Annotated in this window: 28 protein-coding genes, 3 pseudogenes and 1 riboswitch; of the genes and pseudogenes, 14 read left to right on the top strand and 17 right to left on the bottom strand. The window is 35.5% G+C overall.

The genetic code is table 11. The features are described 5' to 3' along the window. Positions 1–178 precede the first annotated feature (178 nt). Positions 179–724: a hypothetical protein gene (locus tag ABH959_RS16145; RefSeq protein WP_269480851.1), complete on the top strand. Its 546-nt coding sequence runs from the start codon at positions 179–181 to the stop codon at positions 722–724. 2 nt (positions 725–726) lie between these two features. Beyond that, positions 727–1,386, top strand: coding sequence for a PspA/IM30 family protein (locus ABH959_RS16150; protein WP_404492883.1), 660 nt, complete (start codon positions 727–729; stop codon positions 1,384–1,386). 454 nt (positions 1,387–1,840) lie between these two features. On the opposite strand, the gene ABH959_RS16155 is transcribed toward ABH959_RS16150, so the two are convergent. Then, positions 1,841–2,416: a TetR/AcrR family transcriptional regulator gene (locus ABH959_RS16155; RefSeq protein ID WP_404492884.1), complete on the bottom strand. Its 576-nt coding sequence runs from the start codon at positions 2,414–2,416 to the stop codon at positions 1,841–1,843. Between the two features lie 142 nt (positions 2,417–2,558). Here ABH959_RS16155 and ABH959_RS16160 point away from each other — a divergent pair, with 142 nt between their 5' ends. Beyond that, positions 2,559–4,034: an MDR family MFS transporter gene (locus ABH959_RS16160; RefSeq protein WP_404492885.1), complete on the top strand. Its 1,476-nt coding sequence runs from the start codon at positions 2,559–2,561 to the stop codon at positions 4,032–4,034. Between the two features lie 42 nt (positions 4,035–4,076). Here ABH959_RS16160 and ABH959_RS16165 read toward each other — a convergent pair whose 3' ends face one another. The 4 genes from ABH959_RS16165 to ABH959_RS16180 all read right to left on the bottom strand — a co-directional run bounded on the left by ABH959_RS16165 (position 4,077) and on the right by ABH959_RS16180 (position 5,853). After that, positions 4,077–4,604 (bottom strand): permease, encoded by a 528-nt coding sequence (locus ABH959_RS16165; protein ID WP_404492886.1) that lies wholly within the window; start codon positions 4,602–4,604, stop codon positions 4,077–4,079. Then, the gene (locus ABH959_RS16170) at positions 4,601–5,083 is read right to left on the bottom strand and encodes a hypothetical protein (protein ID WP_098633271.1); all 483 of its coding nucleotides are present in this window, start codon (positions 5,081–5,083) and stop codon (positions 4,601–4,603) included. The genes ABH959_RS16165 and ABH959_RS16170 overlap by 4 nt, the downstream gene beginning before the upstream one ends. Beyond that, the gene (locus ABH959_RS16175) at positions 5,076–5,417 is read right to left on the bottom strand and encodes a PadR family transcriptional regulator (RefSeq protein ID WP_113936656.1); all 342 of its coding nucleotides are present in this window, start codon (positions 5,415–5,417) and stop codon (positions 5,076–5,078) included. The genes ABH959_RS16170 and ABH959_RS16175 overlap by 8 nt, the downstream gene beginning before the upstream one ends. Positions 5,418–5,706: 289 nt before the next feature. Continuing rightward, positions 5,707–5,853, bottom strand: a complete 147-nt coding sequence (locus tag ABH959_RS16180) for a YjcZ family sporulation protein (protein ID WP_000540380.1) — start codon at positions 5,851–5,853, stop codon at positions 5,707–5,709. Positions 5,854–6,052: 199 nt separating this feature from the next. On the opposite strand from ABH959_RS16180, the gene ABH959_RS16185 reads away from it, so the two are divergent. Next, entirely contained in the window at positions 6,053–6,310 is a 258-nt protein-coding gene (locus ABH959_RS16185) for a preprotein translocase (RefSeq protein WP_404492887.1), read from the top strand. Positions 6,311–6,437: 127 nt separating this feature from the next. Here ABH959_RS16185 and ABH959_RS16190 read toward each other — a convergent pair whose 3' ends face one another. Next, entirely contained in the window at positions 6,438–6,986 is a 549-nt protein-coding gene (locus tag ABH959_RS16190) for a DUF4352 domain-containing protein (RefSeq protein ID WP_404492888.1), read from the bottom strand. Between the two features lie 519 nt (positions 6,987–7,505). Between ABH959_RS16190 and ABH959_RS16195 the strand changes: the two genes are divergently transcribed. Genes ABH959_RS16195 through ABH959_RS16205 form a run of 3 tightly spaced genes read left to right on the top strand, consistent with a single transcriptional unit; the run spans position 7,506 to position 8,935 of the window. Next, positions 7,506–7,964, top strand: a complete 459-nt coding sequence (locus ABH959_RS16195) for a MarR family winged helix-turn-helix transcriptional regulator (protein WP_404492889.1) — start codon at positions 7,506–7,508, stop codon at positions 7,962–7,964. Beyond that, positions 7,957–8,541, top strand: a complete 585-nt coding sequence (gene pssA, locus ABH959_RS16200) for a CDP-diacylglycerol--serine O-phosphatidyltransferase (protein ID WP_404492890.1) — start codon at positions 7,957–7,959, stop codon at positions 8,539–8,541. Before ABH959_RS16195 ends, pssA begins: the two co-directional genes overlap by 8 nt. Positions 8,542–8,563: 22 nt before the next feature. After that, positions 8,564–8,935, top strand: a complete 372-nt coding sequence (locus tag ABH959_RS16205; RefSeq protein ID WP_098635075.1) for an ATP synthase subunit I — start codon at positions 8,564–8,566, stop codon at positions 8,933–8,935. A 121-nt stretch (positions 8,936–9,056) separates the two neighbouring features. Here ABH959_RS16205 and ABH959_RS16210 read toward each other — a convergent pair whose 3' ends face one another. The 4 genes and pseudogenes from ABH959_RS16210 to ABH959_RS16225 form a co-directional block, all read right to left on the bottom strand. Continuing rightward, positions 9,057–9,158: a YjcZ family sporulation protein gene (locus tag ABH959_RS16210; RefSeq protein WP_000505688.1), complete on the bottom strand. Its 102-nt coding sequence runs from the start codon at positions 9,156–9,158 to the stop codon at positions 9,057–9,059. A gap of 550 nt (positions 9,159–9,708) precedes the next feature. After that, positions 9,709–10,884 (bottom strand): MFS transporter, encoded by a 1,176-nt coding sequence (locus ABH959_RS16215; protein ID WP_002125689.1) that lies wholly within the window; start codon positions 10,882–10,884, stop codon positions 9,709–9,711. A 288-nt stretch (positions 10,885–11,172) separates the two neighbouring features. Further along, entirely contained in the window at positions 11,173–11,484 is a 312-nt protein-coding gene (locus ABH959_RS16220) for an ArsR/SmtB family transcription factor (RefSeq protein ID WP_002087249.1), read from the bottom strand. Positions 11,485–11,678: 194 nt separating this feature from the next. Further along, positions 11,679–11,780 (bottom strand): annotated as a pseudogene (locus ABH959_RS16225) (TetR family transcriptional regulator); the annotation flags it as partial. A 244-nt stretch (positions 11,781–12,024) separates the two neighbouring features. Here ABH959_RS16225 and ABH959_RS16230 point away from each other — a divergent pair. Both ABH959_RS16230 and ABH959_RS16235 read left to right on the top strand, forming a co-directional pair. Then, entirely contained in the window at positions 12,025–12,654 is a 630-nt protein-coding gene (locus ABH959_RS16230) for a VanZ family protein (RefSeq protein ID WP_404492891.1), read from the top strand. A gap of 137 nt (positions 12,655–12,791) precedes the next feature. Then, positions 12,792–13,427 (top strand): hypothetical protein, encoded by a 636-nt coding sequence (locus ABH959_RS16235; RefSeq protein WP_404492892.1) that lies wholly within the window; start codon positions 12,792–12,794, stop codon positions 13,425–13,427. A 328-nt stretch (positions 13,428–13,755) separates the two neighbouring features. Here ABH959_RS16235 and ABH959_RS16240 read toward each other — a convergent pair whose 3' ends face one another. The 3 genes from ABH959_RS16240 to dhaS all read right to left on the bottom strand — a co-directional run bounded on the left by ABH959_RS16240 (position 13,756) and on the right by dhaS (position 15,741). Then, positions 13,756–13,863: a YjcZ family sporulation protein gene (locus ABH959_RS16240; protein WP_000505673.1), complete on the bottom strand. Its 108-nt coding sequence runs from the start codon at positions 13,861–13,863 to the stop codon at positions 13,756–13,758. A 293-nt stretch (positions 13,864–14,156) separates the two neighbouring features. Beyond that, positions 14,157–15,155: a DhaKLM operon coactivator DhaQ gene (dhaQ, locus tag ABH959_RS16245; RefSeq protein WP_404492893.1), complete on the bottom strand. Its 999-nt coding sequence runs from the start codon at positions 15,153–15,155 to the stop codon at positions 14,157–14,159. A gap of 19 nt (positions 15,156–15,174) precedes the next feature. Continuing rightward, positions 15,175–15,741 (bottom strand): dihydroxyacetone kinase transcriptional activator DhaS, encoded by a 567-nt coding sequence (dhaS, locus tag ABH959_RS16250; RefSeq protein ID WP_113936643.1) that lies wholly within the window; start codon positions 15,739–15,741, stop codon positions 15,175–15,177. A 178-nt stretch (positions 15,742–15,919) separates the two neighbouring features. On the opposite strand from dhaS, the gene dhaK reads away from it, so the two are divergent. Further along, entirely contained in the window at positions 15,920–17,671 is a 1,752-nt protein-coding gene (gene dhaK / locus ABH959_RS16255) for a dihydroxyacetone kinase subunit DhaK (RefSeq protein WP_404492894.1), read from the top strand. Positions 17,672–17,727: 56 nt separating this feature from the next. Here dhaK and ABH959_RS16260 read toward each other — a convergent pair whose 3' ends face one another. Both ABH959_RS16260 and ABH959_RS16265 read right to left on the bottom strand, forming a co-directional pair. After that, the gene (locus tag ABH959_RS16260) at positions 17,728–18,279 is read right to left on the bottom strand and encodes a DUF4352 domain-containing protein (protein ID WP_404492895.1); all 552 of its coding nucleotides are present in this window, start codon (positions 18,277–18,279) and stop codon (positions 17,728–17,730) included. A gap of 222 nt (positions 18,280–18,501) precedes the next feature. Next, positions 18,502–18,708 (bottom strand): hypothetical protein, encoded by a 207-nt coding sequence (locus ABH959_RS16265; protein WP_242248175.1) that lies wholly within the window; start codon positions 18,706–18,708, stop codon positions 18,502–18,504. A gap of 251 nt (positions 18,709–18,959) precedes the next feature. Further along, a riboswitch (SAM riboswitch) is annotated at positions 18,960–19,065 on the top strand. 234 nt (positions 19,066–19,299) lie between these two features. On the opposite strand from ABH959_RS16265, the pseudogene ABH959_RS16270 reads away from it, so the two are divergent. Beyond that, positions 19,300–20,100: pseudogene (locus ABH959_RS16270) on the top strand (LLM class flavin-dependent oxidoreductase); the annotation flags it as partial. A 196-nt stretch (positions 20,101–20,296) separates the two neighbouring features. Here the strand turns inward: ABH959_RS16270 and ABH959_RS16275 are convergent. Both ABH959_RS16275 and ABH959_RS16280 read right to left on the bottom strand, forming a co-directional pair. Continuing rightward, entirely contained in the window at positions 20,297–20,680 is a 384-nt protein-coding gene (locus ABH959_RS16275) for a type II toxin-antitoxin system PemK/MazF family toxin (protein WP_404492896.1), read from the bottom strand. Further along, complete coding sequence (locus ABH959_RS16280; protein WP_061674074.1) at positions 20,680–21,015, bottom strand: AbrB/MazE/SpoVT family DNA-binding domain-containing protein; 336 nt, start codon at positions 21,013–21,015, stop codon at positions 20,680–20,682. Before ABH959_RS16280 ends, ABH959_RS16275 begins: the two co-directional genes overlap by 1 nt. A gap of 221 nt (positions 21,016–21,236) precedes the next feature. Between ABH959_RS16280 and ABH959_RS16285 the strand changes: the two are divergent. The 3 genes and pseudogenes from ABH959_RS16285 (at position 21,237) to ABH959_RS16295 (ending at position 25,243) form a co-directional block, all read left to right on the top strand. After that, positions 21,237–22,349: pseudogene (locus tag ABH959_RS16285) on the top strand (response regulator aspartate phosphatase). Next, positions 22,346–22,471, top strand: coding sequence for a hypothetical protein (locus ABH959_RS16290; protein ID WP_404492897.1), 126 nt, complete (start codon positions 22,346–22,348; stop codon positions 22,469–22,471). Before ABH959_RS16285 ends, ABH959_RS16290 begins: the two are co-directional and overlap by 4 nt. A 387-nt stretch (positions 22,472–22,858) precedes the next feature. Next, the gene (locus ABH959_RS16295; protein ID WP_181777910.1) at positions 22,859–25,243 is read left to right on the top strand and encodes an immune inhibitor A domain-containing protein; all 2,385 of its coding nucleotides are present in this window, start codon (positions 22,859–22,861) and stop codon (positions 25,241–25,243) included. Positions 25,244–25,709: the final 466 nt, after the last annotated feature.

Below are 25,709 nucleotides of genomic sequence, written 5' to 3' on the forward strand. Positions count from 1 at the left end.
GTTAGGTTTTTTCGTTTTGAAATCATTATGAGAAATTTCTTATATATTTCTCATATATTCATCATGCTTCCTTCATTTTCTTCTCACGTCCAAGTTTTACACTCATATGTATCAAAGGTAAAGGGAGGTAATACATTTTTTACTTATCTCAAAACGAATGATAGATGGTGGTGAACAGATGAAAAAGAATAAACGTAAAAAATGGCGTTGGTTAAAATGGATTTTGATTCTTCCATTACTTCTAGCATTACTATTGTTTGGATTACATAGTATGAAGTTTGAAAGGTGGGATCATGAGAAGCATAAGCAAGCGGCGTATACTGTTTCTCACGATAAAGAAAGGGAAGCTTTCGTTACACAAAAAGAAAAGTTTAATAACTTTGAGCGAAATCAGCATCATGAAAAACACCATGAAAAAGAGTTTGAAGGTTTATTCTTTATACCATTCCTGTTAGCGTTTGGATTTGTTCTTTTCGGCTGGTTAATCCTTCGTAAGTCTGAAGGGAATACGGTTAAAAAATGGACAGGCATATTGCTCCTAGTTATTGGTTTATTACCGGTCCTTCCGATGCTTGCATTTGTTGCAGCGATTGTTTGGGCATATAAAAAGTTTAAAGAGAAAAGAATGGCAACTCATATAGATGTATACAGCGATTTTCAAGTGCAAAAACAAGTAGATATTTTAGATCAATGGGAACGCAATATTCGTAAGGAGGAGAAGTAATAATGGGTATTTTAAAACGCATTAAAAATATTGTAGTGGCGGATGTGCATCAAACGTTAGATAAGATAGAAAAACCTGTTAGCATGTTGAAGCAATATCTTCGCGAAACAGAACAGCAAATTACGAAGGCTGAAAAAGCACTTTCTCATCAATATTATTTAGAAAAGAAATATGAAGCATTAATTTCAGAAACGGATGCTCTTATTGCAAGAAGAACTCGCCAAGCTGAGCTTGCCGTATCACGCGAAGAAGATCAGATGGCGCAGTTAGCCCTGCAAGAAAAAATTGTGAATGAGAAAAAAGCGGAACTATATCGTAAGCAGTACGAAGTAACAAAAGAGCAAACAGCAACGATTTATGAACAAATTGACAAATTGCAAAGGAAATATGGAGAGTTGCAATATAAAGAGCTAGTTCTTGTTTCACGGTTAAATGCGGCGCAAGCAATCAAAGAAAGCAACAGAGCAATTGACTCGTTCCATACAGAAAGTACAGCGAAAGGCTTTGCACGCATTGAATCGTATGTGCAAAAGCTAGAAGCCGAAACAGCTGCTAGTAACTATTTTTCTAATTTAAAGTCTCCGAATCACCAAGAAGTGTTAGATCAAAATTTACAAGAAGAAGTACAGCGGGAGTTAGAGAAGCTAAAAGAGAATAAATAGTATGCAAAAAGCCCATTTTCATATGGGCTTTTTTCTATGTAAAATTTCATTTGTTTTGTTTACATAATATCTTTACAATCGTTTGGTAAAATATATTTAACTGCATATTGAGAGGGTGGATGGTTATCCCTTCTTTCTATTTGGAAGGAAAGGAGGTGATAATATGGAGTTTTTGTTCGATCTTGTAAAAGAATTTGTGAAAGCAACTTCCGGATAAGGACAACAAAAAAACCACTCCGCGCCGTAGCAAGCAAAAGGGTGGGTTCCGCAAAAAGAAATAACTTATAATAACTACCACCCTATACGGTAGCAGTTAGGGAAGAGATGTTAGCGCATCTCTTCTTTTTATTATATGCCATTTTATTCGATGTCACACTTATATAGTATTCTACGGAAAATATATCATATTCCTATTTTGTGGTCAATTTGATTACATGAGCGGAAATTTGTAACACTATTCCTTTTCAAACTGAAAAATATCCCGATTAATGAGTTGGTGGAAGTGCCTATCCATTTCTGCCGCAGAAACTGTTCTTTCATTTTGAAACCACCACGCACTTAATGATGTGATTACCCCTGAATAAAATTCAATGATTAAATCATTTGGCATCGTATGATTTTTGCACAGCTGATTTAACGCTTCTGTTTCTTGTTTTCTCGTTTCATGACTTAAATAATGTATACGGCTAATAAATTGTTCATCAGACATTTGCGCCTCTAATATTTTACCGATTTCTTCATGGTGTAGGAATTGTTCCATCACTTGAAATGGTTTACTTAATCGATCTAAAAGCGGTATTTCAGCAATCATCTCCCCATAGCGCTTAAAACCAAACGCTAATAAGGCATCTTTATCTTCAAAATGCTTATAAAAGGTTGTTCGGTGTACCATCGCAAGGTCACAAATTTGGTTAATCGTGATGGTACTATATTTCTGTTTTGATTGCGTCATTAATTCAAATAAGGAATCCCACAGTAATTTATGTGTACGTCTAATACGTAAATCAAGTTGTTTTTCATTATCGTTCATCTACAATTCTCCTTTTGTGTAGATTAAATATACAATGACTTTAAATTGATTCTCCCTTTTTAATCTACATATGTATATTATATTACATGTGTTCCGGTGTATTTAAAGCTTTTTAAGTAAGAAACAGGAGGAGAATCTGCAAATGAATATAACAACTAAGAGCCCTGCAAGTGGCAAAGTTGATACTTCTAATATGAAACATACCCCGATTTTAATTGCATTACTTTTAGGGGCAATGGTTGCATTATTAAACGAAACATTACTTGGTAATGCGTTAACTGTATTAATGAAAGAATTTGACGTAACAGCTTCAACTATTCAATGGCTTTCTACAGCTTACATGTTGGTGGTTGGGGTTTTAGTCCCGATTACAGCGTTACTTCAGCAATGGCTCACAACGAGACAAATGTTTTTGATCGCTATGGTAACGTTTTTAGTCGGTACATTAATTGCGGGATTTGCACCGACATTTTCCGTTTTATTAGTCGGCCGTATCGTCCAAGCGGTAGCGACGGGGTTAATTTCACCGTTATTAATGAATACGATTTTAATTATTTGTCCACCTGAAAAGCGCGGTGCCACGATGGGATTAATCGCACTTGTGATGATGTCAGCTCCAGCAATTGGTCCTACATTATCAGGAGTAATTGTTGATTCATTAAATTGGCGCTGGTTATTCTACATTGTTATTCCTATCGTGATCATTTCAATTATGATTGGGATGAAGTACATTCAAAATGTTACAGAGTTAACAAGGCCAAAAGTAGATTATCCATCTATCCTTTTATCGACATTAGGATTTGGTGGGCTTGTGTATAGCTTTAGTGCATCGGGTGATTTAGGATGGTCCGATCCGAAAGTGTATGGCACTTTAATTGTTGGGCTTATATCATTATGTATTTTTGTCGTTCGACAATTAAAAATTGAGAATCCAATTTTAGAATTACGCGCATTTAAAGTTCCGATGTTTACAATATCAGTTGGATTAATCGTCATTGTGATGATGTCGTTATTTTCAACGATGACTTTATTACCGATGTTCTTGCAAACAGTTTTACTCGTTACAGCATTTAAATCAGGATTAATAATGCTTCCGGGAAGTATTATTAGCGCCATAATGGGACCAATCGCAGGTAAACTATTTGATAAATTTAGTCCGAAAGTTGTTATCGTTCCCGGTATTGTGTTAGTAGGGATTGCAATGTTCTTATTTAAAGGCATTACTCCTGACACATCACTGGTACAAATTATTGTCATGCATAGCGTATTAATGGTCGGACTCATGTTTGTAATGACAGCACAAACATATGGTTTAAATCAATTAACACCAGATTTATATCCGCACGGAACAGCACTGTTTAATACACTGCAGCAAGTAGCTGGCGCAATTGGTACAGCTATCTTTATTTCGAAAATGTCTTCAGGAACAACTAGCTATATGGAAAGTTCCGCAAATCCAATGGACCCAGTAGAGAAGTTAAACGGTTTAACATCTGGATTCCAAGGTGCATTTACACTAGGGTTAATCTTTATCATTATTGCTTTTATCGTATCGTTGTTCTTAAAAGAAGAGAAAAAGGAAGTAAAGGCAACGCAGGTTTTACAGAATGAGAATTAAGCTTCATATAAAAAAGACATCTTTATGATTAAAGATGTCTTTTTACATTTCTTTCGTAATATCATACTGCAACAACTGCCCCTGATCATAAAACCTCTCAAAAATAAGCCCCATTACATAAAAGAACACTAAACCGAAACAAATATGAATGAGCGTAAAAGTAGCGCCAAATGAAGAAAATTCATATACCATAATCGGTAATTTCGCAGTTGTCCAAACGCCTAAGAAAAATACGATGTACCTAATGCTGGCGCCTTTTTTTAATAGTAGTGCTGCAATCGGAAAGGCAACATAGAGGGGACCAGCTGCAATACCGCCTAATAATAGAGAGAATAATATTCCATATATGCCGGACTTTTCTCCCATGTATTTCATTAGCGTTTCTTTCTTCACCCACTGATCAAGTAACCCTACAAATACTAGGACAGGGGGGAGTAGAAACAACATATCTAAAATGCTATTCCCCGTTAATTGTAATGCGCTCCATCCTAAAGATTGGTTTATAAAAGTTAGTATGATAAGTCCAATCAGCAAAATGAAAAAGAAGCGATATCTTTTTAGTTCATTCATACCATCACCACCCAAATGATATATGAGAATAGGAGTGACATGAGTAATGCAGATGCATTACGAGCGTAAGCAAAGCTTCGTCCGAATATCTTTTGTTCCATAGGCAAGGTTGTAATTCCTACTGACATTAGTGTAGACATGAGTGCCGCAACTTGAGGAAGACCTGCGCCGTGCTGTACTAACGTATTACCAAGAGGAAACACGACAAAGCTTGGGATAAGTGCCACAGATCCGAGTAGTGCTGAATAAATAATACCTAAAAATCCAGACTGTTCTCCAATGATGGAAGAGATGAAGGACGGCGTTAAGATAGAAAGTGATAGTCCAACGAAAAGCATAATGGAGAGCATGGCAGGGAGGAGGTTTTGAAATATTTTCCATGATTTTAATAGGGCAGCTTTCGTTTTATTCCGATCCTTCATAAAAGAAATCCCCGTAAGAATAATGGCCAAAGTGTAAAGGATAGCACCATTAATCATGATTAGATTCCTTTAAGTCTTTATATTTGTCTAAGAAAAATGATAAGTTTTTCATTTTTTCCTCAATATCCATTTGAAAATCCGCTAATTGTTCTTTTCCGGCTATAGTAATTTTGTACATCTTTCTCGGCTTATCTGGAACGGATGTACTTACATAAGATTCAATCGCACCTTCGTTTTCTAATTTCTTCAGCGTGCGGTAAAGGATGGCACTATCGATTGGATTGACCGGAAGTTCTTCCACGCATTTCTGAAGTAGCTGTCCGCCATAGTTATCACCTTCTGCTAAAAATAACAAAAGAAATGCACCTGTATGTCTTCCTGTATGTTTCATGAATATACCTCCTAGAATGTATACTGTTAATGACAGTATACTGTTGTTAACAGTATATGGTTCATGAAGTGCTATGTCAATTTTAAAATGGTACGGAGGGGAAATGGCAATCCCTGTTTTAATCTTGTTAAATAACAAAATAAAAGCCTACTGTTTTCTTGTGACAGTGGCTTTCATAGTTGGTAAACTACTATATTACGCTTAGGGAATCTCGCACTTTGATAGTAACACATATATGTTAGCCCTATATTGAGAAATAAAAAAAAGACACTCTCAAGAGTGCCTCTTATTAGCAGCCGAATCCGCCGCCCCAACAGCTAGCTCCAACGATGATTAATAAGATAAAGAGCACAACAAGTAAGGCGAATCCACCGCCAAAACCACAGCCTCCACCACAACTACCACCATAGCCTCCACAACTACCACCATAGCCCATATTAACTCCTCCTTCCATAAAGTCCATATATTAATGGATTTATATCACTTTATGTTTTTACGGATAAACTTGAGCAGGTCCCTTTGAAAAATAAAAGTACTCGGTATTTTAAAAGAGTTGACGAGCGTATTTTTGTCACGAGTATTCCGCTTATTACATATGGTATTTTATTCTGTGCATTGGGGGAAAGGAGATCGTTATGGCTAATTCTGAGATGATATTACGTTTACTTACGGATTTAAAGATTGAGCAGCAAGCTTTAAAAGAACAGCTGGAGAAAATGCAAACAGCTTTGAGTATTCTTGAAGAAAAACCAACTATTCTTGAAGAAAAACCAACTATTCCTGAAGAGAAATCAACTACTCTTCAAGAGAAACCAGTTGTTACAAAGCAACGTGGACATTCTGGGTTTCCAACATCTTTTCGTGATTGGAGAGCATCTTCTCAAAAGAACTAAGGAATCCTGTTATAGTGGGTTATACAAAATCACAAATGAAAAAGTACAGTCTACTGTAGTTAATACAGAGGCTGTACTTTTTGTTATGTTAGTATAAGTTGTGATAGGCGGTTTGTATTTTCTTTGACTATTCCGCCTTTAACTCGATCCCTTTACCCAACATATCGCCACTCACTTTTAAAGTTAATCCTTGCGTATTTTTCGGTACATCGAATACAATGTTCCCTTCCGAATTTTCATTAGGATTAAGAACACCAAATTTAAATGTAGCAGTATTTGCAGCTTTAAGTACTAATTGAGATTCATTAGAAATGTGATATTCTCTTCCGGTTCCGTCAATTAATTTAAAATTATTGCTATTTAGTGTAATGGGTTCCTCTTGACGATTATAAACTGCGACGTCTAATACTTTAAATACACCTTGTGCTTTAACTTCTCCATTACCTATAACATCTAATGAATCGGCAGAGTGTATTGATATGTATACATCAGAAGAATCTCCCTGGGTGGGAAGTTCTTTTTGAGGATCCTTGTTGCTAAGTTCATCATTCTTTGTTTCTTTAGAAGTCTCCTGTTCGTTTTTCGTGTTACTGCTAGATGTATCATGTGAACTGCAAGCTGATAATCCAAATAAGAATGTGCTACATAATAATGATGTTACTAACTTTTTGTTCATAGTTTGTTCCTCCAAAATAGAAGCACTTTCATGGGTGCCATAATAATTTAATAAATTTATATTTTTCTTTATATGTATTGAATGTTACATTTTATTATATTGTTTTTGGGATAAAAAGGAAACTTGATGCAAATAAACAAGACACTTTGCAGTGTCTTGTTTATTTAAGTTATGCGCATTACTTAATAAGACGCTAGTTTCTCATCCTGAACATGAGTAACTATGTAGGGTGTTTTAATTATAACATTTTAACCAGTAATGGGTCTATATGGAATTTGTATAATGGGTACGTTTTATTATTTGGAATGACAGATGTAGTATATTATGTTGGGATTTGATCTATTAAAAGCAGTAGACAAGGTAAAGGATCATACCATATTTCATAATTTACACAAATTGTGTAGAAAAGGATGGAGCGATATTTCCCTTTACACGAACATAAAGGTATAATATAGTTTAGTTAAGTTAACTAAACTAAACTATATAGCGAAATAACAGCATGACTGGAGGAAGAATGCTATGACTAGATCGTATAAAGAAGTAATTAATGAAATGAATCGAGCCTACAATGACTTCTACATTTTACTATTTCAGGAGTTAAAGGATGAGTTCGGTCTTACAGGGCAGCAAGAGAGCATGCTATTTTATATCAATTTAAATGAAAACACGACAGCAAATAACATTGCGAGTACTTTTAATATATCGAAAAGTGCTGTGAGCCAAGTTTTATCGAAATTGGAAAAACAGAAGATGATTTCGAAACAAGTAAACCCTAATAATAAACGGGAGTATTTCCTTACACTTGGTCCAAACGGTAGTAAGTATATAGAGCGGTTGTCTGAGTTAGATGATGTGTTAATTGAGAAATATTTCTCGAAAATTGATATCGAAGCTTTGCAGCAAATGACTGATACGTTAACGAAAATAAATAAAGTGATATTGGAAGAAAAACAGAAGGATCTTGATTGTAATGAGTAAGACCCGAGATGAAGCAATTAGTAGAAAGGAGGAGAAGCGTGTTATGAGTTACATACCAAATATGATTACGATAGCAAATTTTGTGTGTGGGCTTTTGGCTATTCACGCTGTTTTCGTTCACGATATGTATGGTGCAGTTATGTTCATTATTACAGGTATGGTATTTGATCTGTTTGATGGTATGGTTGCTCGGAAACTAGATTCTGTTTCGGAAATGGGCGGAGAACTAGATTCATTTGCGGATTTAGTTACTTTTGGTGTAGCACCGTCTATTCTTGCATATAGTGTCGCTTTAAAAGATTTGCAGTCCATCGGGATGTTATGTGCGCTTGCTTACAGTGTTTGTGGCATGCTTCGACTTGCGAGATTTAACACGCAACAAAGCAAACTCCCAACATTCATCGGAATGCCCATTCCATTTGCGGCAATGTGTCTCCTTATTTTATGCCTCCTAAATAACCCAGTTTCCGTGGCATTTGGCACATGCGTACTCGCTTATTTAATGGTGAGTAAAATAAAATTCCCTCATTTTAAAAAAGATATATCGGAAAGCTTGAAGTCCGAGAGATGGGATTAATGAGAAAGATAAGGAGCATAACATGATTCGTATGGCATTAAGATCATTCAACATACAAATATATTGTTTGCTAGGCGTGATGTTACTGGGATGGTTGATGACACCTTTTCGAGCCCAGTTTGTAGGGATAAGCATCGGCCTTTTAGTTAGTATGTACTGCGCCTGGATTTTAGGAAGGCGTATTGAAAAGTTCGGAAATAGCATCGTAAAAAAAGAAAAAGCACCAATGCTTGGCATGATGAATCGGTTTGCAGCCGCAATACTCGGAGCGATTATTATGTATGAAATTGAACACCATGAATTCATGTGGACATTTGCTGCTGGAATTATGGCTGGGTATTTCTTAATTATTATTAATTTAGGGTATTACAGTATGAGAGATGTGGAGGAATAAAGAGCTGTGTAAATAACTAATTTGAATGTAAAAGCCTAAAAATATAAAAACCTTCCTTTATAGAAAGCTTTTTATTACAAAGAAAAGACACCCATATAAGAGTGTCTTTTCCGATAGTTTTTTAGCAGAAGCAAGAAGCTCCAACAATGATCAATAAAATAAACAATACAACTAGTAAAGCAAAGCCGCCGCCACAACTACTACAACTACCACCAAATCCCATAATAGTTCCTCCTTTAATAAGAGGGGAAACAAGGGGTCACTCATGTATTTTAACGGATTCAATTTACTTTATGTTTTTTACGCAATAATTGAGCAGGTCCTTTTGAAAATAAAGAAAAGACACCCTAAGGTGCCTTTCTCCGACTTGAACCATCTTAATTTTAATAATATTGGACTCCCGTCCAAATATTATTTTACCATGTTAATTTGTTTTTGGAAATATTCCATATCGATAATTACAATACACGTTTTAGTTTTTGAATTATTTATTTGTTTAAAAGTTGAAATTAATAAGAACCCCATAAATGATAAACCATTCCACTAACGAAAAACACTAATCCTAAAAACAACACAATTAAAGCAAGTACTCCATTTTGATTATGTTCCATAAAACTAGCTCCTTTTAGATTTATAGTTGTTTATTCTTTCATACAAAAAAGCCTTTAGTCGTAATTATGGCTAAAGGCTTTGATCATTATACTTTTCACTTTATAAAATCTTATGAGAAGAATTTATAATGTTTTTTTATCAAATTTGAAACTGAAAATGTACTAGCTTGATAATGAAGCCTGGCTATTAGAATTGAAAAATTTTAGTTTTATTATAATTAATAGAAATGAGAGTAGTGTGAATATAAATCCGCTCCAAATAAGCTGGTGAATACCTAAGTTTGAAATGAACCAGCCTCCAATAGTTGTTCCTAAAGTAATTCCGAGGTTTGAGAACGAAACGAATAGACTATTACCGAATTCAGGCGCTTCTTTTGCTTCGCTTATTAACCATGTTTGACCAACAATTAATCCACCAGCATGTACGATTCCCCAAATGAATACGATAAAAATCATTGGAACAAGGTAGGAACCTAAATAATAAACCAATATGTAAACAATAGAGTATAGGATAGGGAATAATATTACTGTATTTACTATACTTTTTTGCAGGAGACTACCAAATAAATGATTACCTAAAATCATAACTATACCAAATATGAATAGCATGATACTGATGAGAGATCCATTCATGGAAGTTACTTTTGCAAGGTACTCAGCGAAGTAGCTGTATACGGAAAACATGGCTGCAAAAAGGAATGTGACGGTTAAAATATTCAACCATAATCCTGGTTTGCCGAGTATACGAATTTGTTTGCCGAAAGACATTTTTTCTTTAACAGGCATAGAAGGAAGTAGGATTAGTATTCCAATGAATGCAAGAGTGTTAACAAGCGCTCCGAATAAGAAAGCAATTTCGAGTGAAAATTGGTCTGCAAGGTAAGAGGTTAGTGGTACACCTAAAGCAAAGCCAACAGTAATTCCCATGAAAACTTTTGTAACCGCTTGACCGCTCTTTTCTGGAGGGACAAGTTTAGCAGCTGTTACAAGAGCAATTGAAAAGAAGAGTGGGTGAAGTGCTGCCGGTAAAATACGAAAAATAAGCATGATTTCAAATTGTGTTGTATAAGCGTAGATTATATTTGAAATAACAAATATGAAAATTGCTGATAATAAAATTATTTTGCGATTAATACTAGAGACGAGCAGAATTAAAAACGGACCAGAAATAGCAACAACTAGTGCAAATATACTTACTAAAAATCCAGCTTGTGTAGTTGAAATTCCGAATTTTTGAGTGATTTGTGGTAATACGCCGACAATACCCATCTCGGTAGTAATAATTCCGAACACACCTATTGCGAGTGTCAGAATAAGTAAAGGATTTACTTTTTTCATTTATAAAACTCTCCATTCGTATCGGTATTTTGAAAGTAAATTCATTAACAAAGAAGCATTATTACAAGTATGATCGGATGCCAATATTATCAGGACTATGTAATTTAAAATACAATAACAGATATCTAAATAACTAGATATGATATATTAAAAAATTTTCTCCTTTCTATGTTTCTTGCTTTTATAGGTAGTGCAATCTTATAAAAAAGTAATTGGGTACCTGTAAAAAAGCAGAATGTGTGAAAGCTAATAATCAATTGATATGCAGATTGATTATTAGCTTTCATTTTATAATTCGTTTTGAACGTATTCAGAAAACTCTCGTATTGTTTTTTCATTTCGGCGATAGTAGGTCCATTTTCCAATTCGGTCAGAGTCTAGTAATCCTGCTTTTTTCATAGTTAATAAATAACTAGAAATAACCGATTGGGCTAAGCCAGTTTTAAGCTGGATATCTCCTACGCACACTCCAACTTGGAAGCTAAGGCCTTGCTCTAGATAAGGTTTTTCATCGAAATGGTTTTCTGGATTTTTCAACCATGATAAAATTTGACATCTTGTTTCATTTGACAATGCTTTATAAATTAATAAAGGTTCCATAAGGATATTATATCTACTTTTATAGATTTGTAAATGGGTTTTGGTGATTTTAAGGGGAGAAGGTATATGTGATCCCCTTAAATAGGAATGAGGTGCTCTTAATCTGTACCCTTTGTAAAGGACATTCTAAAAAAAGTTAGGCAACCTAAAAAAGATGATTTCTGTATGCAAACAGGAGTCATCTTCTTTAAATTCTATTGATAGCAAGAGTGATTATAGTACGTCATATATTTCTTAATTTCATGTTTTAACTGAACAAACGATTCACATGATTTTATATATGCTTCATCGGTTAAAGTACTACGAGGATTACGTGCAAAAATGATAATATTGTTAGGTTTAAGCATGTTGTTGCCTAGCTATCAATGGCGGATTCCTAAGAAGAGTAATAATAAAACCTAACTGAAGATTTAAGAAAATTTTTATGTTTACCCCACTTTTTATTTTAAAAGTTTTTCCTATCCTATAAATGAGTTACATCAAGAAGGATACTAAAAACGACAAAGTCATAGATGAAAATGTAAAGTTAGGGGATTCTACATGCATACAGGAGTTTTGATGAGTTATTTGTATACTCATTTTTTTACTATTATTTTTTGTGTAGTGTTTCAAATTGGATTGTATTCTAAAGCGAAAGGAAATGTATCTATTCGGCATTTTCTATGGGTATATATTTTTCTGTTCTATCTTTCGCTAGTATATGGGGTGACGCAAATCGCAACTGTATGGGATATAAGTAGATATGAAACGTGGATTCGTGTCAGTCAAATTAACTTGACTCTATTTGATACGGCAGGTAGTACGACGTATCTTTTGAATATTGTACTGTTTATGCCGTTCGGTTTTTTATTACCGACTATTTGGCCGCAGTTTAGAAAAATGAAAAACACCGTATGTGCGGGATTCTTTTTTTCATTGGCAATTGAGTTAAATCAATTACTAAATAATAGAATTACAGATATTGATGATTTATTTACGAATACCCTCGGGGCGATTGTTGGGTATGTATTATATAAAGTATTATATACAGCATTATTTAAAATGATATTAAAAAGAGAGGAAAAAAAGCTTGATACGAACTCTTCTCTAGTCATAAAATACGAGGCTATTTTTTGTTTAGTGTGTTCATTTGTAGGTGCGATGTTCATTTATTATCCTGGAGACTTGTAATCCTTCAATGAGATACGATCTCGTTTATAAAATGATTCTAGTTCTCCTCGCTTAAACACGGTAAAATGTGAATGATTCATCCCTTTTTCTAACTTAATAGATACAGTTTATGTATTACATGATAGGTGGGTGTAAATGTGTTAAATGTTCAATTATCTCAATACTTACTAAAAGAGTCTCAAACAGCTCTTCATACAGATGGAAAACGAGTGTATATGTTAAAAGATGAAGGGTTATCACCTTATCCTATCTATTTAAATCACCGTATTATGATGGGTGTGGGAACGAATTGGAATCAGCATAAAGGATTTGAAGAAATCATTAAAGGATTTATAGGCTTAATTAACAAATTTCCTATGTATATGGTATTTGAAACTTATTTGCGCGGTGACTTTATTGAAAGGTTTTTAGAAGAGAATAAATTCACGTTTGAGCTAGTTTTTACTAATAAGAAAAAGGATACGAACTTTTTTAAAGTGTGCATTACCAATAGTGATGATATAACTACACTTATGAAGTATTTCTTCCAATCAGCACAAGATTCTCTCTATACGTTATTAAGCTATTCAGCAGAATGTAAGATGATTAGTAATCATACTGGTGAGATTGAAATAAAAGCGGACAGTTTCTATCCAAGCTTCTCATTTATGTATGATGCGCAAGAATTATTTATTATTGGCGGGGAAGAAAAATGGTCACATATCCATTATATAAAAAGATTTTTTCATCTTGAGCAGATTACAGATGAGCTAACTATTGATGTAAGAAAATGAATTTAATGATGATGTGTTAAAGTTTTTACCAAGTAGAGAAGTTGATAAACGTATATTAATATTTTCTGATTTAAGAATAGGTGTATTAATTGGTGCTGAGTGTTTTAATTATATAAGTTTTGAATCTAAGGAATTAAAGTTAGTTGAGCAATTTTGTGTAGGGGAAGGATTATTTATATGTCACACTAAAGACCGAAAGTGATAAGGTGCTGTATAAATAACTAATTTGGATGACTTGAATGTATAAACTAAAAAACTTTCCTTTATGGAGAGTTTTTTATTACAAAGAAAAGACACCCATATAAGAGTGTCTTTTCCGATAGTTTGTTTAGCAGAAGCAAGAAGCTCCAACTATGATTAATAAAATAAACAATACTACTAATAAAGCAAAGCCGCCAGAAAATCCACAGCCGCCACAACTACCACCAAATCCCATAATAGTTCCTCCTTTAATAAGAGGGGAAAACAAGGGGTCACTCATGTATTTTAACGGATTCAATTTACTTTATGTTTTTTACGCAATAATTGAGCAGGTCCTTTTGAAAATAAAAAAAGACACATTAAGGTGCCTTTCTCCGACTGGATAACCGCATTTCGAAACTGGTGGATAACTTGTGAATAGTATGTATGCTTCGATTTATTTACAGATACCTAAGATTTATACATTCTTCATATAAGTCAGTACTTTTGATTACTAAACGTTCAATCATCATAAGGTTTAGTTTATTGTTACCAACTACTCACTCCAACATCTATCTTCAACCACTCCACCCAATCAGAATCCTCTACCTTAAGCAAACTGAGCGAAACACCTTTCATATCTAAAGAAGTGAGAAGGGTACCAACCTTTACGAACTTCACATGTAAGCCTTCCAGCTCACATAAACGGCGAATATCGTTTGCGAAAATGTATTGTTCCATTAATGGTGTCGCACCGAGTCCATTAATGAGGATGGCGAAGTTGTCGCCTTTTCTCCAGCGATAAATGCTTTTTAGTTTGTTCATCAGTTCGATTGCTAATATTTCAGAAGAAGATAGCGCTTCTTTACGGTAACCTTTTTCTCCGTGAATGCCGACGCCGTAAAAGACTTCATCGTCGTTTAATGTGAATGAAGCTTTTCCTTTCACTGGATCGTTTGCAGGTGAAAGGGCGACTCCTAATGTGTGTAAGTTTTCGGTGATAGAACGGCCAAGTGTTGTTAGTTCATTTAAAGAGTGACCTGCAAGAGCGGCCGCACCAAGTATTTTTTGAACGAAAACAGTACCAGCGACGCCGCGTCTTCTTTTATTAAACGAAGCATCATCTTCAATTGAAACGTCGTCATTTACGATGATGTGGTCAATTTTTCTTCCTTCTTCTTTAGCAATTTGTTCAGCCGCAAGAAAGTTTTCAACGTCATCTTTAAAGTTTTTGATGATGAATAAAATACTTTTATCTTTTGGCATGAGACGGGTTGCTGCAATAATTTGTTCTACTCTTGGCGGAGTGAAGATGCTTCCGTTTACTGCCGCCGTAAGCATTCCTTTTCCTACATAACCAATATCAGCTGGTTCGTGTCCGCTACCACCGCCGCTTATAATGACAACGTTTTGCTCCATTTCTGCGATATCTTTTACATAAATGATGTTATGTGTTTCGTCGTAATTCACTTTGTCGTTATGTTCAAAATAAAAGCCATGCAGCATATCTTGAACAATATTTTCTACATCATTCATAATCTTTTTCATTGCTTTTGCCACCCTTTAATTACTTTGCTGATTGCTCCAGTAATAGTAGTAATTGATTGTTTATCATATTTTTCATGAGAGAAGACATAATGGAAGGATCTACTTCGCATTTGCTTTCAATCCAATCTTTAATCGTTCCAACGAAGCCGTGACTATAAAAGGAGGCAATCGTATTTTTTGTCTCATCAGAAAGGCTGAATCCACAGCTCGCAGATAATTCATCAATAATTTTCATATATAAGTTTTTCGTATGCTCAAATAAATAGTGATTAAACGAGTTTTGTTCAATGACTTTAAAAGCATTTCGGTAAAATTTTTGATTTTCATAAAAGTAATCAAATAATAAATCGAAAATGTTTTCCCACGTTTCATAGTCGAGAAAGTCGATAATGTTTTCTTTCGTTTCTTCTCTATAAATCCAGCTTAATAGTTCAAATTTATCTTTAAAATGATAATAAAAAGTTTGCCTACGCATTTGACAGTGTAACATAATATCGCTCACCGATATTTTATGAAACGACTCTGTTTCCATTAAATACTTCAATGAATTCGCGATTATCTTTTTAGAAATTATAGAAGAGGTCATGTGGATCATCCCTAGAATGTTATTAATATGAAAATCCTACCGAGAAATGAGAGCAGTGTCTTTAGACAGATTGTCCATTTTGTCCGTTTACTATAAAACGCTTTCATTTTAACATGAGTAGTAAGAAGAAGATTTCAAATATATCACAATATATTAAAGGAATTGAGGGAGAACTACAATGAAAAAGATTATAAACAAACCAGAAACATTAGTAATGGAAATGTGTAACGGAATGGTTATGGCTCATCCAGAGCTTGAGCTTTTGAAAAAATATAAAGTGATTAAGAAGAAAGAAATGAATGAAGATAAAGTAACGTTAATTAGTGGTGGCGGTAGTGGTCATGAGCCAGCGCATGCAGGGTTAGTCGGAAAAGGAATGTTAGATGCGGCAGTGTGCGGAGATGTGTTTGCTTCTCCTTCGCAAATTCAGGTCTATCAAGCAATTAAAGAAACAGCTAGTAAAAAAGGTACATTATTAATTATTAAAAATTATAGCGGCGATATTATGAATTTCAAAAACGGTGCACATTTAGCGACTGAAGATGGAATTGAAGTCGACTACGTAAAAGTAGACGATGATATTGCGGTAGAAGATAGTTTGTATACAGTAGGACGCCGCGGCGTTGCGGGAGTTATTTTAGTTCATAAAATTGCCGGTGCAGCTGCGGAAGCAGGTATGGATTTAGGAGCGGTGAAAGCTGTCGCAGAAAAAGCAGCGGCTAACGTGCGTACAATCGGTTTAGCGTTAACGTCTTGTACAGTTCCAGCGAGCGGATCACCTACTTTTACACTTGCGGAAGATGAAATGGAATACGGCGTAGGTATTCACGGTGAACCAGGTATTAAACGTGAAAAAACGCTGTCAGCAGATGAATTAGCTAACCGTATGACAAATGATGTAATAAAAGATTTAGGAGTAAAAGATGGTGAGGAAATCGCACTTCTAGTAAATGGTTTTGGCGGAACACCACTGCAAGAACTATACTTATTTAACAACGCAGTTACACGAGAATTAGCTGCTAGAAGCATTAAAATTAATAGAGTATTCGTCGGTAACTATATGACGAGTATCGATATGGCTGGTATGTCTTTAACAGTAATGAAGTTAGATGACGAGTTAAAAACGTTGTTATCGAAAGAGTGTAATACACCAGCGTTTAAAGTAGATGGACCAGTTGAGAGTGTAGAGTACGTGAATGTGCTTGAAGATGTAGAAGAGAAGGAAGTTTCCTTTGAAATAGAAACAGCGGAAGAGCACGCTGTTATTAAAGATAATGTCATTACATTAAATAACATGATCTATCTAGTTGATAAAATGAGCGACATTATTATTAAAAATGAAGTACCGTTCTGCGAGTTAGATACACATGCAGGTGACGGCGACTTCGGAATGAGTGTGGCAAAAGGATTTAAGCAATTAAAGCGTGAGTGGCATTCTATTTTAGGACAAGAGAATGTAACGATCGGATCATTCCTTGACGGTTGTTCAATGATTATTATGGAACATTGCGGCGGCGCTTCTGGTCCAATTTGGGGCGGAGCATTCCGCGCAGCTAGTAAAGAAGCAGGCGAGAAGCGTGAGCTAACAGTGAAAGAATTCGCTGAAATGTTACAAGCAGCACTGCAAGGTATACAATCTATCGGTGAAAGATCGTTCGGTAGAGGAGCGGTAGTTGGTGATAAAACACTTGTTGATGCACTTGCTCCATGTGTAGACTCTTGGTTAGCTAGCGCTTCAAACGAAGTAGACGTGAAAACTGTCTTTGAAAAAGGAGCAGAAGCAGCGGTTAAAGGAGCAGAGTATACGAAAGAAATCGTCGCTCGCATGGGCCGCGCCGGTACAGTTGGTGAAAGAAGCTTAGGATATCCTGATGCAGGTGCGCATGCGCTTGGAGTTATCTTTACGGAGATTGCGGGTAGTTTGAAATAGGAATTAGAAAGTCCCTCTGCCTTAAGGTGGAGGGACTTTTATATTGTATTTTAGATTTAGTTTTTTTGTGATTGCAGCTTATCGATTTTCCAGTGTGCTCCTAGAGGATCTAAAGAGCTTTCAATATAAAACATATATTCATCTGCGGTACTTGGTACTTCAAAAGCTATTTTTAATTCTACCGTTTCATTTGGTTTAACTTGTATATCAGAAGGGTTTTGATCAAGCACCTTTCCTTCATAGGCCTTTCCGTCTTTTTCATCTTTTAAGTTATATTTTAATTCTGATAGTCCAATCGTTTGACCTCGTACATTTTTTACAGAGACATTAACAACGACGGAATCGTTACTAGCATTTAAATATGCATTTTGAACGGCGGTCAAGTAATAGCCTCCCTTAACACTCTCACCAACTAATAAAATACCTTGTTCCAAGCGGCTCATATCTTCTTTTTCTTCAAAATTTATTAATTCTTCATTTTCATTTTTTGCGGTTGGTTCTTCTATTGGACCATTTTCAACGGCACTATCTTTTTTATCTTGTGTGCAAGCAGCCGTAACACTGGCTAATACTAGAATTAAAGTAAGTAATATGAATAATTTCCTCATAAAATTTATCTGTCTCCTTAAGTTTCTCAATTTTGTGCAACTATACATATTATAAAGAGATTCTATTAAGATTAACATAATGTCTCATTATTGGCTCAAAATAGGGGGTCCTTTAGACACCTTATTCTTGTTTTTTATTAATATGATTGGTGTATTTACTCTAGTTGTAGCGAAATCGTCCGTTGTTATCATTCCTACTGTAAATATGTAATTAGTATTATTTTATTCTTTAAATATCTCCGGTCTTTCAACTCTAAATGATTGCACCTCACCGCACTCTAAACAAAATGTGGTTAATAGTTTGGAACGTTTCCCTCCTGAAAAGAATCTACTAGATTCATCCTCACAAACATATGCATGATAAGCAGATCCAACTCTTCCTTCTTTAAATGTAGTAGAACCACAATTCTCGCATCGTTTATTTTTCATGTTACTAACACCTCATTTGATTGATATTTATTTTTCTGTTTTTTTAAGATAGAAGTAAAGCAACTTGGTTATAAATGATGTTTTCGACATGATACAACATACCCCTTTATATATTCGCAAGTAAAACAACACCCTATAAATCTCTATAACAATATGATGTTTCATATATCATTTAATGTTTATCGGAAAAATAAGTATTAAAGTATTGAGTTTTATTATTCTGATGATTATAATAAATAAAAAACAAACAATTCTTATGTTGAGAAGTGGAGGGACGGGCCCTATGAAACTTCGGCAACCTCGTTTTAGACGAAAGGTGCCAAATCCTGCAGGTGAAAAACACCTGAAAGATAAGAGCGGTTCATTTAGTCAAGAAGGCTACTCTTATTTCGATAAGAGTAGCTTTTTTTATCCCGCATTAACGGGCAGTAAGACCCCCACCTCAAAATTCAGCGGAAGCAAAGAAGTTAGGTGGGGGATCAACTGCCCGTAAAAGCCCGATTGGTTCAACTAATAATCAGTGGGGGATGAACAAAATCCCCACTGATTAAAGTTTCACTTTATGGCTAAAAGATAAAGGGGGAATAGGTAGTGGAGTATGGTTTTTGGTTACCGATTTTTGGGGGATGGCTTCGAAATGTAGATGATGAATCTATGCCGCCTACATTTGAGTATGCAAAACAAACAGCGCAAGCGGCAGAACAATTAGGTTTTTCAACAACACTTATTGCGGAATTAAACTTAAATGATATAAAAGGTGTTTCAGCACCAAGTTTAGAAGCGTGGACAACTGCGGCAGCACTTGCAGCAGTGACGGATAGATTAGAGATTATGACAGCTGTAAGACCTGGCTTCCATAATCCAGCAGTTACAGCGAAAATGGCAGCAAATATCGATCAATTAAGTAATGGTCGTTTTACATTGAATGTAGTTTCAGCGTGGTGGGAAGAAGAAGCGAGACAGTACGGCGGGGTATTTACCGCACATGATGAAAGATATGATCGCACAGAGGAATTTGTAACAATTTTGAAGGAGCTTTGGAAAGAAGAAGAGTTTTCTTATAAAGGGAACTTTTATGAGCTTCATCATACGCATTTAAGTCCAAAACCTGTTCAGAAACAAGGCATTAAGATTTATGCAGGTGGTGAGAGTGAGAGAGGAAAAGAGGTCATTGTAAATCACGCGGATGCATATGTAATGCACGGGGGAACAGTGGAAGAAGTATCTGTGAAAATAGAAGATATGAAGAATCGTAGAAAGAAAGTCACCGAGGAGCCATTGCAGTCATTCGGGCTCGCGGCTTACGTCATTTGTCGTGATACAGAAGAAGAGGCGTTAGAGGAATGGAGACGCATAACGGATGTGAAAGAGGATGCTTTAGGTTACGCGGGTAACATATAAAACTATTATATTTTATTATAACAAAATACAGCAAAGACATTTGGAATGAAAAAAATAAAGTAATTGCACTCCTACTTGCTACAGGCTTTACAATTAGTGCAGGTGGGTTTAGGAGTGGTTACTAGCCACAAATAGCGATTTTGATAAAAAAGCATTTTGATATATTTATCAAAATGCCTTTTTGTTGCTATGCTAGCATTGCTCTTACATATGTTACGACTTTTTTATAGAAATCAGAGTTTGGGTCAATATGACCAACAACAGTTGCGTTTCTTGCAGCTAAATCTAATGACTTCACATGATCTGTTAATGCTACACCTGAGAGATTCGTATATGGCGTTCCTACTAAAACGCCGTTCATTGGTATACCTGAAGGAACGGAAACTTCGAAAGCGTAGCCTTTTACTTTTGAAGTTGTGGGAACGATAATACCTAAACTAGAGATTGTATCATCGATAAGCCCGTCTGATATAACGATTGCAGGGCGATATCCCGCTTGTTCATTTCCGGCTTTCGGATACAGATTAAGCCAAACGATACTCCCGCGAACTACATTTCCTGAAATAGCCATTAAATTTCTTCATCTCCTATTGGCTCATAAAGTTCTTCTTCATGACTACGTACACCTGGCTTAGAAGATCCACGCAAGGATAGGAACAATTTTCTTAGACCTTCTTGATCATCGGCTTCAGGATATGATGCAGGGCGTAAAACGATTTCTCCGTTATCTGAAACGTGGAAATCAATTTTAACTCCATCCTTAAACTTAGCCATTTTAACGACTTCCGATGGGATTCGAACAGCGAGGCTATTCCCCCAAGTTCGGATAGTTCCTTTTGCGATAGCTTCAGCAACTACTGTCACATGAATCATCCCTTTGCTATTATTTGTATTACTATGGTTCAATTGTATCACCTCCTGCTGAAAAATGTATATACTTATGTATATACAAAAAACGAAAGAATGATACATGATTTTTGAAAATCATGAAGAGAAAATCAATGTGGTCTTATAATTGTGTGATAAATGTTGAGAAAGTTTTAATAACGGATTATGAGGAGAAATAAATTAGAATTTTCTGTTATTATTAAGGTAGTGAGCATTTTGATTGTGAATAAGAGGGGGATATGGTTGTCGCTAATACGAAAGAGAAAGTATTAGAATTGCTAAATGAATGGTACATAGAAATCAGATCAAGACGTATTCCAGAAGCGGAACGCTTGAAAAAGGAAATTGACTTTAAAATATCTCAACTAAAGAAGGAGGCAGAAGTAGAGGCGCAGGATTAAAGTCTATTTCTATATCATTCCTTACTAGAGTTTAGATACAATTATTTAATTAATAATTTAGGGGTTTCTGAAGATAGTTTTAATGAAATAGATGCATTTGGGAAGCCTACGGATAATCCTTTAACGTATTATTATTACTTCTTTAAGGGGATTCACGCAAATGAACTTGGTAATTTGCATTTAGCAAAAGAGTATTATGATCAAGCTGAAGAGTATTTGAGATATATTTCCGATCCGTTAGAACAGGCTGAATTTTATTTTAAAATGGCTACATTCCACTATGATATACAGCAAGGATTAAAGGCTTTTGAATATGGGAAAAAAGCGAAAGAAATGTATTCTGAAGAAAGTGGCTACGAAATTAACGTGGCGTTCTGTGAGAATATTTTGGGATTAGCTTGTATTCATTTGAGGGAATGGGGATTAGCTGAAGAATATTTCACAGCAGCATTGGACCAATTCAAAAGGGTTGGAGAAGAAAAGTTTATATTGATGGTGCGCCATAACTTAGGTTGGATGTATTCAAATCAAAACCTATCGCCTTTAGCGATTCGCTATCTTTCTGGAGTAGTAGAAAAGAATCCAAATCATTATAAGGCAATTTTTGCAAAAGCATTAGAACATTATAAATTAGAAGAGGTAGAACTAGCGAATGAACTTATTGAAAATGGTTTAAAAGTTGTAGAGGAAATCAAGCAAGAGGAATTTTATCACCGCTTTATAATTCTAAAAGGATTAAATAATAATTACCCCGCAACGGAATTTGAAAAAATAGTGTTAGAAGGAATTCGCTATTTTGAGAGGGAAGAATTATATGAAAATGTCCAAGAATACTATGAGGCACTTGGGGTGAGATTTTTAGAGGAAGAAAAGCACATGGAATCTAGTAAGTATTTTTACTTGGGTACAAAATTTAGAAAGAAAGCACAAGACAAGGGGGCATTAAAATGAAAAAAGTATTGATCAGTGTGATGGGGATCGTTACAATCTTTTCGTTTTCATTAGGATTAGTAGGACAGAAAGATGTGAAACAGCATAAAAATGTGATTCAAAGTATGTCAGTAGGAGATTAGGGTGGCGCTCTTTTAATATAAAGGAATTAGGAAAGGAACTCTGTAAATTGGCTTGAAATGTAATCGTTCATTATGGAAAGTATTCATTCAAATAACAAACAGCCCGAGTTCCAATGAGGAACTTGGGCTGTTTGTTATTTCTTTGCCTTTCCTAGCACTATTCTATCGCCATCAAAACAAAAGAACGAGTGACCCCACTTTATGGTTATGTGCAAAACATAAACTAGTAGAAGTTTTGTATTTTCTTATCCTACGCATTCCACCCTGCACAAAAAATATTTCTCAATATTTAATTGTTGAAAAACATTGAATATTCTCTATAAAGAGAATATTATGTTGCTATCGGCAAAAAAAACGATAATTCGCAGACACTGGGGAGGAAATGCATTGAAAAAGAATAAGAAGTTAAAACCATTATCAGTTTTAGCAACAGCGGCAGTACTAAGTAGTAGTTTTGCTTTTGGAAGTCATGCGGCGTATGCTGATTCGCCATCATCTCTACCAATAGATGAGCATTTAATACCGGAGGAGCGTTTGGCAGAAGCGCTAAAACAACGGGGCGTAATTGATCAATCTGCATCACAAGCTGAGACGTCAAAGGCTGTCGAAAAATATGTTGAGAAAAAGAAAGGGGAAAACCCTGGTAAAGAAATCTTGACAGGAGATAGTCTTACGCAAGAAGCTTCTGATTTTATGAAAAAAGTAAAAGATGCAAAAATGAAGGAAAATGAACAGGCGCAGCAGCCAACAGTAGGGCCAGTAGCTGGACAAGGTGCGGGATTGAATTCTAGTAAATTAAATGGAAAAGTCCCTACTGCACCAGCGAAGCAAGAAGAGTACAACGGTGCTGTTCGAAAAGATAAAGTGCTTGTTTTACTTGTAGAATTTAGCGATTTTAAGCATAACAATATTGATCAAGAGCCAGGATACATGTATTCTAAGGACTTTAATCGTGAACATTATCAAAAAATGTTATTTGGTGATGAACCATTTACGTTATTTGATGGATCGAAGATTAATACATTTAAACAATATTATGAAGAACAATCTGGCGGCAGCTACACAGTTGATGGAACTGTAACGGAATGGCTTACTGTTCCAGGGAAAGCTTCAGATTATGGTGCGGATGCGGGCACTGGTCATGATAACAAAGGTCCTTTAGGGCCGCGCGATCTTGTGAAAGAAGCATTAAAAGCAGCGGTAGCAAAAGGAATTAACTTAGCTGATTATGACCAATATGATCAATACGATCAAAATGGTGATGGAAATAAAAACGAGCCAGATGGCATTATTGATCATTTAATGGTTGTACATGCTGGCGTGGGTCAAGAAGCTGGCGGCGGTAAATTGAAAGATGATGCAATTTGGTCTCATCGTTCAAAACTTGGATCAAAACCATATGCGATTGATGGTACAAAATCTTCTGTTTCGAATTGGGGCGGAAAGATGGCTGCATACGATTATACAATCGAGCCTGAAGATGGAGCGGTTGGTGTGTTTGCGCATGAGTATGGTCATGATTTAGGCTTACCAGATGAGTACGATACGAAGTACTCAGGACAAGGTGAACCTATTGAGTCATGGTCTATTATGAGTGGTGGTAGTTGGGCTGGAAAAATTGCAGGAACAGAGCCAACAAGTTTCTCACCACAAAATAAAGAGTTTTTCCAAAAGAATATGAATGGCAACTGGGCGAATATCGTTGAGGTAGATTATGATAAACTTCGCACGGGAGTCGGTGTTGCAACATATTTAGATCAAAGTGTTACAAAATCAAAACGACCAGGAATCGTTCGTGTTAACTTGCCAGACAAAGATATTAAAAATATCGAAGCGGCATTTGGTAAGAAGTTTTATTACAGCACAAAAGGAAATGACATTCATACAACACTTGAGACACCAGTATTTGACTTAACAAATGCAACGAATGCTAAGTTCGATTATAAGGCATTCTACGAACTTGAAGCGAAGTATGATTTCCTTGACGTATATGCGATTGCAGAAGATGGAACGAAGACACGTATTGATAGAATGGGCGAAAAAGATGTAAAAGACGGCGTGGATACAACTAATGGTAAGTGGGTTGATAAATCATACGATTTAAGCCAATTTAAAGGGAAAAAAGTAAAACTGCAATTTGAGTATTTAACAGATATTGCAGTAGCTTATAAAGGATTTGCGTTAGATAATGCTGCATTAACTGTAGATGGAAAAGTTGTTTTCTCAGATGATGCAGAAGGTCAACCAGCAATGACATTAAAAGGATTTACTGTATCTAACGGATTGGAACAGAAAAAAAATAACTACTATGTAGAGTGGAGAAATTACGCTGGTTCTGACACGGCGTTACAACATGCGCGTGGTCCAGTCTTTAATACAGGAATGGTTGTATGGTATGCGGATCAAAGCTTTACAGATAACTGGGTAGGTGTTCATCCAGGTGAAGGATTCTTAGGAGTAGTAGATTCTCATCCAGAGGCAATCGTAGGTACATTAAACGGACAACCGACTGTGAAGAGCAGTACGCGTTATCAAATCGCCGATGCGGCATTCTCATTTGATCAAACGCCAGCATGGAGAGTAGATTCGCCAACTCGCGGTATCTTTGACTATAAAGGATTACCAGGGGTTGCAAAATTTGATGACTCTAAGCAGTACATCAACAGTGCAATTCCAGATGCAGGACGTAAGTTGCCGAAACTAGGATTGAAGTTTGAAGTAGTAGGTCAAGCTGAAGACAAATCTGCAGGTGCAGTTTGGATTCATCGATAGAATAAGGTGAAACTAAGAGGAGCTGTTCATAAGTTGGTGAAACTGACTTATGGACAGCTCTTTTCTTATTCTAGAAACGTGGCAGTTTAGTTTAGGAACCAGTTCATTGGAAAGGAAGATATAAAATTCATTTTCAATAAAAACGAGAAATGATATCGCCAGATAATTTCCTTTTCCTTCCACATGAGAGGTGTAAAACAAAGGGAGAAAGTCAGTAGTGGTCCTGTTATATTCTGCATAGCAGCGATTTATATGTCGAGAAATCAAAATAGATTTATGTAGCATGATTCAAATTAATTGAAATGCATGAGCAAAAATACATTCTCATACGAGATTTTTATTAAATTACAAAATACTTATCAGACTTGATTGTAAGAAATGATAAGTATAATTGTATTGTTATTATCCTTAAGGCCATTTAAAGAAGAATTTGATAATTGATTTTTTATGATGTACAGAAAAAATT

This window comes from Bacillus sp. RC51 (assembly GCF_044908115.1).
Lineage (GTDB): Bacteria > Bacillota > Bacilli > Bacillales > Bacillaceae_G > Bacillus_A > Bacillus_A mycoides.